The sequence below is a fragment of the Shewanella inventionis genome, assembly GCF_019931735.1.
Classification (GTDB): domain Bacteria; phylum Pseudomonadota; class Gammaproteobacteria; order Enterobacterales; family Shewanellaceae; genus Shewanella; species Shewanella inventionis.
Genome location: NZ_CP082926.1, coordinates 3,327,665 through 3,342,233 on the forward strand (window position 1 = coordinate 3,327,665; position 14,569 = coordinate 3,342,233).

Annotated in this window: 9 protein-coding genes; all 9 read right to left on the reverse strand. The window is 43.7% G+C overall.

What is annotated here, in order from left to right:
• Positions 1-2 precede the first annotated feature (2 nt).
• The 9 genes from gpJ to K8B83_RS14745 all read right to left on the reverse strand — a co-directional run bounded on the left by gpJ (position 3) and on the right by K8B83_RS14745 (position 14,561).
• Positions 3-8,030 carry a TipJ family phage tail tip protein gene (gene gpJ, locus K8B83_RS14705; RefSeq protein ID WP_223417655.1) on the reverse strand — a complete coding sequence of 2,676 codons (8,028 nt, stop codon included), beginning with the start codon at positions 8,028-8,030 and terminating at the stop codon, positions 3-5.
• 1 nt (position 8,031) lies between these two features.
• Positions 8,032-8,673 (reverse strand): tail assembly protein, encoded by a 642-nt coding sequence (locus tag K8B83_RS14710; RefSeq protein ID WP_223417657.1) that lies wholly within the window; start codon positions 8,671-8,673, stop codon positions 8,032-8,034.
• A gap of 157 nt (positions 8,674-8,830) precedes the next feature.
• A complete protein-coding gene (locus tag K8B83_RS14715; protein WP_223417659.1) occupies positions 8,831-9,073 on the reverse strand; it encodes a hypothetical protein in 243 nt (80 codons plus the stop codon).
• Between the two features lie 99 nt (positions 9,074-9,172).
• Positions 9,173-9,886 (reverse strand): C40 family peptidase, encoded by a 714-nt coding sequence (locus K8B83_RS14720; protein WP_223417664.1) that lies wholly within the window; start codon positions 9,884-9,886, stop codon positions 9,173-9,175.
• A gap of 83 nt (positions 9,887-9,969) precedes the next feature.
• On the reverse strand, positions 9,970-10,695 hold the full coding sequence (locus tag K8B83_RS14725) for a phage minor tail protein L (RefSeq protein WP_223417666.1): 726 nt from the start codon (positions 10,693-10,695) through the stop codon (positions 9,970-9,972).
• Positions 10,696-10,722: 27 nt separating this feature from the next.
• Positions 10,723-11,058 carry a phage tail protein gene (locus tag K8B83_RS14730; protein ID WP_223417667.1) on the reverse strand — a complete coding sequence of 112 codons (336 nt, stop codon included), beginning with the start codon at positions 11,056-11,058 and terminating at the stop codon, positions 10,723-10,725.
• On the reverse strand, positions 11,058-13,838 hold the full coding sequence (locus K8B83_RS14735; RefSeq protein ID WP_223417669.1) for a phage tail tape measure protein: 2,781 nt from the start codon (positions 13,836-13,838) through the stop codon (positions 11,058-11,060). Before K8B83_RS14735 ends, K8B83_RS14730 begins: the two co-directional genes overlap by 1 nt.
• 43 nt (positions 13,839-13,881) lie before the next feature.
• On the reverse strand, positions 13,882-14,097 hold the full coding sequence (locus K8B83_RS14740) for a hypothetical protein (protein ID WP_223417674.1): 216 nt from the start codon (positions 14,095-14,097) through the stop codon (positions 13,882-13,884).
• Positions 14,098-14,120: 23 nt separating this feature from the next.
• Positions 14,121-14,561 (reverse strand): phage tail assembly chaperone family protein, TAC, encoded by a 441-nt coding sequence (locus K8B83_RS14745; RefSeq protein ID WP_223417675.1) that lies wholly within the window; start codon positions 14,559-14,561, stop codon positions 14,121-14,123.
• Between the last annotated feature and the right edge of the window lie 8 nt (positions 14,562-14,569).

Consider the following 14,569-nt stretch of genomic DNA (forward strand, 5'->3'; position numbering starts at 1 on the left):
GTTTATTGTTCTGTTGAAATAACAGTTAGATTTTGGTTTTTGACATTCGATGTTGCGCTGTAGCGTGTGTGGCTAATCACTTTGACTCGATATGAAAAGTCACTCGTAGAGGTGGTCGTGTCGGTAAAGGTCGATGAACCGTTACAAAATTCTGTGATTATGTAGCGGCCAATTTCTGCTTCCCAAGTTGACTGAATTGAACCATTAAAAGTACCACTAGACACGGTGGCCCAACTGCCAGATCCAATCTTTCTTTGTAGTTGCCATGATAGTTGCACACTTGAGCCGCTCGGCTGGCTTGTAGCGTTCCACGCGGAATCATAAGAAAATGACACCACAACCGTTTTTGATTTGCCGCCTGAGCTAAATGGCCCAATCTCAACTGGGTAAGTATTCACGGCATAGGCGTTTTTATCAGGATTAGTCACACCCGTTTTAAGTATGCCGGCACTCAAGCTACCGCCAAAATATTCATCACCATTCGCATCAGTCCAACGGGTCGCATTTGATTTGCGAATGTTTGGCCAATTAGGTTGGCCATTCAATAGCAATTTGGGGCCACGCCACTCAATTAAATTATCTGGGCCAAACGGGGTTTCACTCTCAATTTTCATGGTGTTTGCACCAATCAATCGATATTCTCCACCCTCGATAATAGGGGATTCAATTTTTGAACCGGCTCTAATATGGTTGCCATCGATTGCATCGGCGGCGATGCTGTTAGCATTTAACCCACCAAACACGGCTAATCTGGATTGCAGAGTGTCAAACAGTGCTGATGTGCCAACCAATTTATTGATTAGCGCAGAATCGGCTAAAATCTCATTCGCCGTTAAACCTCCAAACGAGGCTATTTTTGATTTCAGCTGATTGAACAATCCGGTATTGGCTAATAGTTGATTGGCTGATATTTGTCCGCCACCTAATTCGGTAACACTCATATTAAGCCAGCGGTCAACCGTTGTGACACCGGAGTTGTAATAATTTAAGCCTCTTAACCTAACGTTTTTAGTGCTTGGGTTTAATAAGCAACAATATTGCGCATTTAATGTTTCTGGTATTGATTTGGGGTCAACCTCTGACCCAATGATATACGTCCTTATTTGTAAATATTCACCATCGTTAATATCACCATTCCAAAAGTAAAAATTGTTTGCCGATGGACCTACGCTTTTACTTTCAGGGTAGACAATGCTGACATATCCGTCACCATCGGCGCTAATGCCAAAATATCTAGTTCCTGTATTGCCACCACTAACCCTATGAATAGTGAAGTTAACTTCATAAATTTTAGTATGATCTACTGCAAAGTAGTTTGAAAAAATTGTGCCATTACCTGAACTTGGAAACTCTAACGCTTTAACAGTCTTACCTTTGTGATTATGGTCAACTAAATAACCACCCGACCAGCCATCAGTAACGCCTGTTTTTGAAACGTTGTTAATCAAATTTTTTGATAGTACGTCTAATTTATCGACAGTGATCGCGTTAGCAGCAATGCTATTGGCTGATAACCCCCCAAACGAGCCTAACTGTGCTTGTAACTGGTTAAATAAACCTTGGTTGGCAATCAATTTCTGAATAAGTGCCGTGTCTGCGGTTACTTTGTCTGCGGTTACTGCACCAGCTTGCAAATGATTAGTTGCTACAGCAAGTGCAGCGATTTTTTCGGCAGTAATCGCATTGGCACTGACTTTATCAACGGTTACCGCTCCAGCTTGCAAGTGGTTGGTTGCAATCGCCAGTGCGGCAATTGTTTCAGCGGTTAAGCCACCAAATGCTCCCAGGCGTGACTTTAAGCTGTTAAATTGACTGCTGTAGGCAATAAGGTTGCCAAAACTTGCATTACCTAATTTAAGATTGTTTAGGCGTTCATTGTTAATTTCCGTGGTTGGTGCAGGGGCATAGGCATTGGCGGCGGCATTTAGCGTTTCTTGGTTATAAAAAACGCTTGGCAAAGAGTTTATATCACTAGCAAAATGATAAATTGCACCGCTAGGGCCGCCGCCACGCAACATAAAACAGTAATATATATTGCTGCCAAAAATATAAGCATCGGCTAGCAATGCTTGATACATCCCGGTGTGCGATAAAAGTTGGTCAAAATAGCCAGCTCCACCCCAGCCACCAAAATTACCAAACCAATCAATATTTAACTGACCTTTATGAGTAGAGCTATACCAATCATTCGGCGCTTGCTCATTGTATGCGCGCCAAATTTTAATCCTACGGTTAACGTTCTGATCACCTCCACTGACAACAACAGGGTAAAACTTGTTGCTATCACCATAAATGACAAAATCACTTCGAAAAGGTAAGCCTGCGGCTGATAAAATGTTACTCAACCCATTCGCTTGCCCAGTGCTAATCCTAGCATCTAACGCGCTATTGGCCTGACTTATAGCCTGGGCTTTTGCGGCATCAGCCTTGGTTTGGGCGTCTGCGATAGCGCGGGTTTCCTCTGCTGTCACTTTGCCATCGGCATAGGCTTTTGCTGTTGTTTCTGCAAGATTAGCTTTGGTTAATGCGTAGTTTTCGGCGGCGGTTTGCGCGGCAATTGATTTGACCTGAGCATCATCACTGGCTAGCACTAAGTTTGATAGCGATGATAAAGACACGTTTTTTATATAATACTCACCGCCATAAAAAGATGCCTTGAAATATAGGTTTAAATCACGGCTGGCGGCAGTTTCTTTTAACACCTGACCATTGACTAAGTAATAGACTTTAATACCATCGTACTTAACCGACAGGACATCACCTACAGCCGGCGCGCGACTTAGCACAATGCCTTTGTAAACCCCTCCCTCATAAACTTTGTAATCCCCAAGATCTGAATAAATGGCAAAATTAATATCACCATAGCTGGTGTTGTTTGATGGTGTAGCGGTTAGCCCGAACATCATTCTCCGACTTGAACCCGACAGTCTATCAATCGTAGCCGTAGCCACTATGCCGCCCTGGTGGCTTATTGATGAGTAAACACTGCCATTCCAATCACCCGTTGTATGGTGGCCGCATGAATTACCCATTACCTCAATGTAAGAGCCAAGCGACTTTAGCCCTAATGCGTCTACGGCTTGTAATACAGCGGTGGCAGAGCCTGCGGGATCTGCCCCAACATCGCCAGCATTTAAGCTGTCTTTTGCGGCTAATGCTCCAGCTCTGACAGGGCTTCTTGATATAACCAGGTCTTGAACTAAAGGGGTTCCATAATTGCTAGTTGCTGCTATTTGTAAAAAAGGAAGAATTGCCGTGGCATCGCTTTTAACAGCTAACGAGCCTTGAACCCATGTCCAACCTTGCCCTGGATTTAATGAAGTAGCGATTAACCAGTCGTCTATTGACACCCCGTTAATCACCTTGCGATATCCAAAGTTCATTCTCTGGCTAGTTAATTGAGTATTAACCCACATACCCCAATATAAAACTTCTCCGCCTGTCACTGGGATAGTGTTTTGATATTCGTAACAATCTCTCGTGTTCAATGCTAGTGCATGGCTTCGCCCATCGAGTGCGCTCACTCCGGCTAATGAGCTAATTTGTATCACACTCCCTGTACTCCACCCGCCTTTATTTCCATCTTGTGTAAACGTAGAAAGACTGAGTAGATTTGGGCCGCCAGACTGTGCCATTGCTGCATTTCTTGCATTGTTCGCCTTTGTTGTAGCGTCAATTGCGGCAGTATTAATCGCGTCATTTTTAGCGATGCTAGCCTTATTTAAGGCATCTAGGGCGGCGGTGGCTTCTGCCTGGGATTTAGCGGCATTGGCTTTTGCTGTAGCATCATTCGCGGCGGTGGAAATTGCGGCGTTTTTTGCCGCATCAGCTTTAGACTGTGAACCGCTAATAGTTTCATTGGCCGGATCAACTGGTACTACAGCTAACCAATCAATCACCATGCAGTTGTTTAGATCCTCAGTTGAGCTAGATCCCGTACTACCCCAACCAAAATAAACATTCTCATTCAAGCCCCAATTATGAGTAAACTCTATCAACTCAATAACTTGGTAGGTTTCCGTTAATAAATGTGCTAAAGATGAATTTCCTGTTTTTGGGACTCCAGCGGCCTGACTTGAGTTGTAAAAAAACAAGTTCATGCTATTTAAATTACCAATTTTCCTAGCTCTACATATCATTCGATATTTTTTGCCAGGAACAAGACCGCCTATCGTTGGTTTGCCACTGGACGATGAAACCCAAGCATTAGCCGTCCAGCCGCGCCAAATAGCCATAGCACTATTATTTGATGCTAATGGGTCAACGATATTGATCCCATAACCCGTTGAAGTAGAAACGTACTTATTATCCCCATACGTAATCACACCACCCTCAACAGTATCACTATTAACAAGGTCTATTTTACCACCGCCAGCCCCAAGCAAATTACCACGCGAATCTAATGATATTCCCATTATTTGACTGCTTGCTGAAGCGACCGCATCCGCTCTGGCCGTGTTTGCCTTATTTAGCGCATCAAGGGCCGCATTCGCCTCAGCCTGTGCCTTAGCATTATTAGCTTTGGTAGTCGCATCCGTTGCCGCGGCAGCAATGGCGGCCGTTTTAGCAGCATCAGCTTTGGCTTGTGCATCCGCTATTGCTCGTGTTTCTTCGGCGGTAACTTTGCCATCGGCATAGGCTTTGGATGTGACTTCGGCTAAGTTTGCCTTGGCTAAAGCGTAAGTCTCTGCGGCGGCCTTGGCATTATTAGCCTTGGTAGTAGCATCCGTTGCAGCGGCAGCAATGGCGGCCGTTTTAGCTGCATCAGCTTTGGCTTGTGCATCCGCTATTGCTCGTGTTTCTTCGGCGGTAACTTTGCCATCGGCATAGGCTTTGGCTGTGACTTCGGCTAAGTTTGCCTTGGTTAACGCGTAAGTCTCTGCGGCGGCCTTGGCATTATTAGCCTTGGTAGTCGCATCCGTTGCAGCGGCAGCAATGGCGGCCGTTTTAGCAGCATCAGCTTTGGCTTGTGCATCCGCTATTGCTCGTGTTTCTTCGGCGGTCACTTTGCCATCGGCATAGGCTTTGGCTGTGACTTCGGCTAAGTTTGCCTTGGCTAACGCGTAAGTCTCTGCGGCGGCCTTGGCATTATTAGCCTTGGTAGTCGCATCCGTTGCAGCGGCAGCAATTGCGGCACCTTGGGCAATACTTGCCTTAGATTGAGCGCCAGATGGGGTTTCACCGTTCAAACTAGCCGCATCAATACCATTGTTAAGCAAAGCTAAGGAAGTAAGCAGGTTGTTAGCGAGCGCGGGGTTATTTAGCGCGTCTTGTGCCGCTAGCATGTCTTTATCGCCTGCAGGCAGTTTACCGGCCATTAAATTATCAAGTTGGGTTTCTTCTTCTGGCGTGAATACCGGCGGTATTTCAGTTTTAATTTTGGTCCAGGTGTAATCCTCCCAATTGCCACTTGGTGTTGATGTTTTCTTTTCGGTGGCAACACCTAGATAGTTTTTACCTTCGCCCTGAGTTTCATTGGTGGTAAAGCCTGTACCTGCATTATCATCAGCCCAGGCAAACCAAGTGTACACTTTAAAAGTTTCACCAAACAAAGCATCATAATCACCCTGAATATCTGACACTTCACCGCGAATCCAATTGCTCCATTCACCATGGTTACCGGCTTTATCAACTAATGATGCTCTGAAGAACTGAACTGTTCTTCTCGGTAAATTCTTTACTGAATAGCTATTGATTGGGTAAGCAATGTCAGCAATCTTTTTTGTATTACTGCCTGCTATATCACTAGCCATTTGTAATTCTGTGAATAATGTATCTTCTGAGCCAACAGGAAATGTCCAATTGACAACGATTTCAAAAGGACCTGATAAGGTAGATAAATTACTTACTAAGTGTTCATTCGAGTCCTTTCCAGTAATCGCTTTTAGCTCTGATTCTCGGGCAATAGACTTCACATTAGAAGAATTAATAGCTCTAACTCTAGCCAAGTATCTCCCAGTGTAAACGCCTCTAATATCCACTGATGTACTGTATACTTTAGGTAATGTTATCCATTCACCGTCGTCTTTACGCCATTCAACTTCATATGCAACAGCATTTTTTGCTGTTTCCCATTGAATATTCAATGTGGTAACAGAAATTGTCTGCTCTGTGAAAATCGATTGAGATAACATGACACTGGCCGGTGCCTCTTGAGCACCAATGGGAATCTTACTGATCGGTCTTTCTTCTAACCTTGCACCTGTATCGATATATGAGAACTTTCCTGGGTTGTGCTCTACAGCAGTGATTTCATACTCAATATTGTCACTTTCAGCTTTAACTACACGCAGAACCCGAAATTGCTGCAACTTTAATTCATCTGATTCAACAGACCACAGTAATTGAGTTTTAGGAATTTCTGAATATGCTGCAGTTACGGTGACTTCACGACCATTTATTGCTTTGATTGTTCTAGCTTGGGCTTTACCGCTTGGTAAGTTGATAACTAATCGATCATTAACAGCAATGTTGTCGAGTTGGTCTAGGGTGATTTTGTTCCCGTTAACGGCTGTAATTCGTCCTCCGATACGATTACCAGCAATCAGTTTATCTCCAACACCTATAACAAAACCTGGCATGGGAATACTGCCATCTAGACCGACTTTAAATGTAACAGTTCTATCATTATTATTTGTAAATATAGCCCATTTACCACGACGCTGAGCTTCAGATTCTCTTGTGCAACCTAACGCCGCTAACTCAACGACATTGTCTCCATATCTACGTTGCAATGATTGCTCAGACACAGAAGTGACATCTGATTCGTATGAATTTTCCGGATTATCCCAACTGATTAATGCTCGAGTGTATTTAACTTTTTCACTGCTAGATGAATAACTGAATCGGCCATCAATTACATTGGCATTATTATAGATATAATCCACATCACGAGGCATATCTGCAACCGTGTACATTTGACCATTAGACCAATATGTCATACCGCGATATATCGACGCCAGATCGCGTAATACTTGCCACGCCTCTGTCGATTGTTGAATATAGATATTACAAACGTAACGAGGCTCGGTGCCTCCATTTCCATCAGGCACTAACTGGTCACAATATTGTGCAATATTATATAGTTCCCATTTATCCACCAGCGAGGCATTAATTCTACGACCCGTACCAAAACGGTCATCTAAAATAATGTCATAACTAATCCATGCAGGATTATCTGACCAGGCGATTTTAAACGAGCCATCCCATGTACCTGTATAACTTCTGGTAATAGGGTCATAATTGCTAGGAACCTTAATTTTACGCATGTAAGGTTCGCAAGAAATTACGGGGATGTTTTGGAATTGACTAGCGTCAAACTCAACATAAAGTAACGCAGTGTTCGGGTATTTTAATTTACGATCAATGACATCCGTAATCGCGGCAATTTGCATCGTATCAGCCACACGATTATTATTTTGATTGGCTGTTAATCTACGGATCCGGATTTGCCAGTTGTTGCCTTGAGGTAAATCGACACGGTGACTTCTTTCATATGCTTGTGTCGTTTTACCATTCACAGCACCATTTAATAAAGTTTCATACTCACCGCCATCAGTTGATAAATCTATCGCATACGTTATCCGGTAACCTGTAACATCTCCGTTATCAAGTTGTTGTTGGAGCGCTGGCCAACGAAGGCGTACACGAACTGCAGACAACAATGAATTTGTGATTGCCCTGGTGTAAGGTTGACTGGATTTGAGTTCAATACCAACAGCCGTTTCATTCTCTAATGAGGGCAATCCAGGAATATAGCTCTGATGTAAAGAGCCTGGTCTAAAGTCCCAAATAACGCCTGGGAAGTTTTCAGCACCATTAGCATCTAATATTGGCGTGCCATCTAAGAACACATTTTGGCCAGTTAATTGACCTTCAAACTCCCCCTCACCAATGGCAAGTAGAATTTTTGCTTTAGCAATAGAGCGTAAATCATCAGGAGATTCGACAGGCGTTGTTTGGCCAGAGCTTCCACCTTTTTCACCCTGAATCAAGATAGAAGTTTGGGATTTTAACAATGAGGTCTTCATATTATTTTTCCTGCTCACTTCCATCGTTACCGCCACTGTTATTGCTATTGTTTTGCACTGTTCGTTTGGATACTGCTATGTCCTCAGCATAAATACCCGCACTAATAACCGCCCCACCAATCCTTCGTTTTCCATACCCTATACCGACAGGATTACCCGCAGCAGTCGTATTGACTGCACCGCCAAAAGCATAGCTTGGGGCATTCTCACTAGCTTCACGTCCTTTTAAGCTATTCACTTGAGGTGATAACATTTGGACAACCCCTCCAGCAACCATCCCCACCCCAGCTTGAACCATCCAGCCTTGACCAAAATAAGCACCGACAACAATCAAGACAGCACCCACAATCGTTTGCAAGATACCGCCTCGTTTACTGCCCCCAACAACAGGCACAATTCTTATTTCATTGGTGCCACTTAAATCAAACTCATCTTGACCAGTGTTTTTACCATTTCGAAATATCGCATAACGCAAACCTAACTTTGCCTGCTCTTTAATAAACGATTCAAACCCTTGAAGCGTATTTTTTATGGCACTAAAGGCTTCTGATGTGGTACCGGTTTCAAGCAACCGCTTGTGTTCGCGGCCAAACCTCTTGGCCAATGAGCCAGATAATTTAATCGTAGTGAATTTAGTGCTCATAATTACTCTCGAATTTCACATAAAAAAAACCACCTTTCGGTGGCTGTAATAATATTATTAAGTGCTCAACTTCATTTGTGTCTTAAAACGACTTGATTGTATTTAGTTTTTAGTTAAGACCTTATCTATTTTTAGCGGTAAATTTGAATGATTTATACTATTTTTTAGATTGAGCTAGAACAGAAGCCGCGAGCTCTTTTGTTACTTCGTTATATTTAGCGCTGGTTAAGACTTTAGATGCTAAAGTCTCCATTTCAGAACTTGTTTGCTTATTACCATCAATCTGAGACAAAGCTGATGCTGCTAGCTTTTTAGCTATTTGAGACGATTTATCATCTTGTAGGATTTTTGCTGCGTTAGATCCGACATTTGACGAGGTTTTCTTTGTATTTGTAGGCATAACTAACTCCATTTAGTCTTGATAAAAATTATCAACTCAAAGCTATGACGGTTTTAAGCATTAAGCAAGATAAACACTTGGCCTACGTTATTTTTTAGCTTAAGTCTCACTTTTCGCAACATATCTCACAATCATCCGAGTATTCCGTTGCCAGTAACCACCATAGATATCATAACGACTTAATCGGCCGTATAGATGGTGTAAAATTTTTCCATCGCCAACGTAAACTGCAGCATGATTTACACGTTTGCTCTGTATTTGCATTAAAATGCCATCACCAACTTGCAGTTGATCATGTACTTGGATAAATCCTGCTTTGGCAAAATTATCTAAATAAAGCTCTTCATCACCTTCCCACCAACCATCTTTGCGCTCAAAGTTGGGTAAATTGATTTGCAGTGTTTCACTGTACCAGTCTCGAATACAGCTGTAGCAGTCCCATATTCCATGAACAAATGGCCTACCAATTAGCGGAGGCGGCTCTCCTGTCGGTACGATTGAGCGCAAATCACCTTCTGGCCAACTCAATATATGCCATGGCAATTCGCTGGCCTCACACATGGCGATATCGCGTTGACTTGGTTTGCTTGTTGCATCCGGATGACTGTGACAAATACCGATGATTTCAGCCTGACTTTCTGCTTCTGCATATTCTTGGGCTGATATTTCAAACTCATCAGTTTTATTGTTGGACACATTAGTGCATGGCCAATAACATGCTTTATTCGCTTGCAGAATGATTAGTCCGCAGCATTCATTTGGATAACATTTAGCAGCATGCTCAATAAAAGCATGCAAGAGCATTGGGTGCATAGGGACCTACTTATTATTGCGTTCGACCACTTTACAGGTGTATGACTATTGGTTGACTGCTAATTCCCTCCTAGCGCATAACGTTAACGTATAAGCCGAACGCTGGGGAATCCACCATGAGGCAATTCTTCATTTTCACCAAATCGGAGGGTGCAACCAGCGATAGTGCCAGAGCACTGATCTAGTTCGGGGTTATCTGTTGGCAGATCATCCTCAGTGTACATTGCGTCCCCTATATACCCACAATCCGCACCTCGATACTCACCACGCTGGCACCAATAACAATACGACGTCATTTGTCTGCCAATTTTATAGCCCGATAGATCGGCTGGATTAGATAATTCAAAGGTAACTGAAACATTATCTTCGTTAACTTTCTTATCAACATACCAAATCTCAATTGACTCTTGAGTAGGATCTGCATCTAAATTTACTTGTTCAAAATTTGCAGTATCAAGATATTTTGCCAGTGTTCGCCTAATTGTAACCTTTGCTTGCTCCATATTTTCAAAATACAAGCACAACGCACTGATACTACCGTCGATGTTAGCAACAGTTAACATTGGTGTACTCGGAGAACCATCTGAATTAACTTCTAGTCCCTCAAGCTTTGCTGGCCAAGCATGGTATTCCTGATCCTGCCAGAATATGACTCTTGGCGGAATTTCGGCTTTATTCAGATCATCGCTGGTGTATGGGATGTTATGAGCATGAAATCTAATTACATCTGCGCCGAATGCACTGCCATCAATCTCGAAAAGAATAATTTCATTACCCGGCTCGAGAGTTTGAATATCACTATTAAGCATTTTAATTCTCTAAGGGCTCTATTTAAATTAAGGATGAAACGATTGTTCAAACGTGGCGGTAATACGGTACATACCACCTCCAAGCGGAGTGTTTGTTTGCTGGGTCACTTTCCACAATGAAGCGTTGCCGAATGGTGGCGTCCACTTAAATGCCTTAAAGCCTTGGTGGTCATCAAAAAAGGCGGTGATAGCCTCGGCGGTGGCTTTGTTTTTAGTAAACGTCAGTGGCCAGCTTTGAATTTTATTGTTGATACCATCGCCTACTGATTGGCTGTAGCCATCGCCAAATTGGGCGGTGCGAGTGCGATACAGGGTATCGCCTGTGGCGCCGTTATCTGGTGCCCAGGTAAATAATTGCGGCATTAGCGATACCCTCCAGCCATACTTCGGCCAATCTGACCGTTTGGTCGTAAATCTTTAGCCAATAGTTCTCGATATTTTTGCTCAACAAACCGGCCAAGCTCTGAGCCAAACTGACTAAAAGTGGTTGTATCTGTTGCGCTGGTTGCGCTACCTGTTTGGTCAATATGGACTTGTACATTCACGCCACTTGTATTTGCCATAGCCGCTACTGGTACACCATTATAAGCAGAGCCACCAACCAAACCACCATCTGCATAGCCCTTGTGGCCTTTGCGCATGGCTTCTACTGTAGCGACGCCGCCAGCTCGTGCAACATCACGCTGCGACCAAACAACCTCCCCCTTGTGAACAATACCAGCAGGCTGGTATTTTCCACCATCGCCAGTGTAACCTCCAGATGAAAAACCGTTACCAGACCCACCAACAACGCCACCCTCAGCGTAGCCACCAAACATGCTACCGACCAATCCAGCAATCGCTTTTTGCATAGCAATTTTGGCAATATCAGCCAGTATAGATTTTGCTAAATCTGCGAAATCAGCTTTTCCTGTAGTGACAAAATCGGTCAAGGCGTCTGTCATGCCGCCAAAAGCGCCATCCATCAAGGATTCAGTTTGCCCTGCCATGTCTGCGGCTGCGTCAATGTAATTTTGCATTGATGACCGGGCGCCATTTGTCCAGTCTGCTTGCTTTGCATCGAGTTCTTTGTAGTAATTATCTTGTTCATTAAGTAATGCGGTTTGATGATCTTTCAGCATAATTAGCTGCTGTTGATATTCTTCGTCTGTCGTTTTTCCTGCAATATTGTCCGACAACGCTCTGTTTTGCTGCTTTTCAATCCCGCGTTCGATACCTTGCTTGTCAGTCAATCGCTGCTGGGCTTTATCTCCCAACCCAAAACCAGCTAACTTATCTGCATTTCGTTGCTGCTCAGCGGCTAGGTTAGCAGTGAGATTGGCGCTGTAATTTTGTAGCCGAATGGATTCATTGCGTTTGCTGATTTCTTCGTCTAAGGCGACGTTTTTTTCTAACTGGGCACGTATAACCGATTGCTCCGCCAGTAAGCTTTTTTGCTGGGCGGTAAGTACTTCTTTATTTTTTATGTCTGCAATTTGCTGTTCAAACTGCACTAACTCTTTTTGCGATTGTGTGAGCTTAGCGTTTGACTCAAGTTGGCCTTGCAAACTGGCATGGGTTTCACGCAATCGCATAAGATAAGTCGTTGCCGCGTCATCTGCGAATGCTTTAGATTTGGTCGCGGAGTCTTTGAACTTTTCATCAATTGAAGCGAGGTCTTTCTTGATTTTGTCTGGGTCAAGCAGCGCACTATTCGGATCGGCCTTGCGTACTTTTTCAATGTTACTTAAGTATTCGGCTGTCGCCTTGGTGCGTTTTTGTTCATTGGTTAGTGTTTCGTCTGACACTTTTGCAATTGCACGCTGAGCTTCAATGGACTCTTGAGTTAGCTTTGCTCGCTGCGCTTGATCTTGTGCAAGTTTTTCGGCAGATACAATTTGCTTTACCAGCTCGTTTCCTTCTGCTTGTAATTTTGCAAGGAGATTTTCACGGCGTACTGCTTCACCACCAGATCCTTTACCTAATGCGATGAGCTCATTTATTTCTTTGGTGTTTACAGCGAGCTTTTCTTTTAACGTGTCCATTCTTCCAATATCAAGAATTTGGTCCCATGATATTGATGCACCGGTTTTAATTGCTTTCCATGCTTTTTCTATACTGCCAAGATTGCTGGTAATTTCGGTTGTTCTTTGATTAATAGCATCGCTGTATGATTTAAATGCTAAATCTGCTGCCTGTGTCGATTTACCAGCTTCTTTTAATGAAACAATTTGCTCGTATACAGCTGCGGTTAAAAAATTGTATTTTTTATTAAGCTCTTCTACTGCTTTAACTGGGTCATCTGCTAATTTGGAAAATTCAGAGACGGTATCCGCAACGGCTTTACCCGTTACGTTGTCCATTTGTACAGCTGCTAAACCGACTAACTCAATCTGATTGGCTGTAAACTTCCCAGTACTCGCAATTTCCGCCAATGCGGCCGCGGCCTGTCTTTGCGTTCCGCTATAGTTTTCAATTCGCTTTGCAGACTCTATGAGTTGATCTGATGTCGTACCAGCAGAGTTACCCGTTAGAATGAGCGAATTACGTAATCTATCCGCTTCCATGCTCCCCTGGTAATAAGCCAGCGCCATCACGCCCACTGCTACAGTCACTATAGAGGCTGGATTAACTAACCCTGCAATATATGATCCCATGGCTTTAGCTGCTGGGCCTATGCCACCAAACATATCTTTTAGCTGGCCACCTTGCTGCAAAAATACCGTCATAGGGTTCTGACCAGCCTGCAACGATACCGCGATATCTGTAAACTGAGCTGGCAACCCTCTTGTTGCAAACGCCATTTGCTTTGCTGATAGTCCAGCTTTATTAAATTGAATATCCGTTTTGTCTAGCTGTGAACCCGTTTTACCCAGTTCGCTACGCATTTGAGCCAAGCGACCTGCATAAAGTTCGTATTCACTGCCAGCTATAGCCCCAGACTCTCGATGTTTTTGAAGCTGTCGCTCCATTTTATCTAGCTTGGCGTACTCTGCGACAAGAGGATCTATCTGGCCCATTAAGCGCACTAAATCATTTTTCTGCTTAGCAGCCGCACGAGCAACTTTATCTAGTGAACGCTCGGCCTTATCCATACCAGCATTAAAACTGCCTGTTTCAGCGATCATGTTTAGCGTTAATGTGCTTAACGACCGATTAGACATTTGATTGCTCCAATGTGGGTGCCGTCCTTGGCATTTTTAAGTATTACGGTGTTTTTATGGCACTGGCTTGCAGCATGACAAATACATCATCAATGCTGGCTTCTTGCTGTTGCTGAGGTTCTGCTTGGCTAAATAGCATGAACACTGATAAATCAGCCTTGCCACCATGTACCGTGTTCATGTGATGCATTTGCGCGGCTGCGATGTGCTCTTGCCTAGCTTGCACACTTAATGGACCATACTTTTCGCGATAGGCCATCCAGTAAACAACTTCTTTATGAGTTAGGTTTTGCTTGGCATGTTCGACGGTTCTTCCACCGACGCCTGCGAGGACAAGCTCGTGCCAGAAGTCGTCGTCGGCGGTAAGGATTTTGGGTCGGGCGTTAACCCAAAACCATTGACTTCATTTATCGCGCCCCACAACGCCATGCCCAATGAATCGCAAATGGGGCCATGTGCATCATTACCTGTAATGTCGTCTACCTCAAACAGCGGGGTTCCATTTTCATCGACAATACTGGACACAATGCGTGAGGTGATGGAATCAATACCTGCATGAAAATGCTTGGCTTCTAGGTTGGCCGTGGCAAATGACTTTTTGCGTACGTAAACATTGGCGCTTACGGATTCACCTTTGTCATTTAACCAGGTAATTTCTCTCTGTTCTGGTTTTGCCGGTGAATACGAACCAGATTGTATGAGACTGGCTACACTTAATTGCATGATGTTTC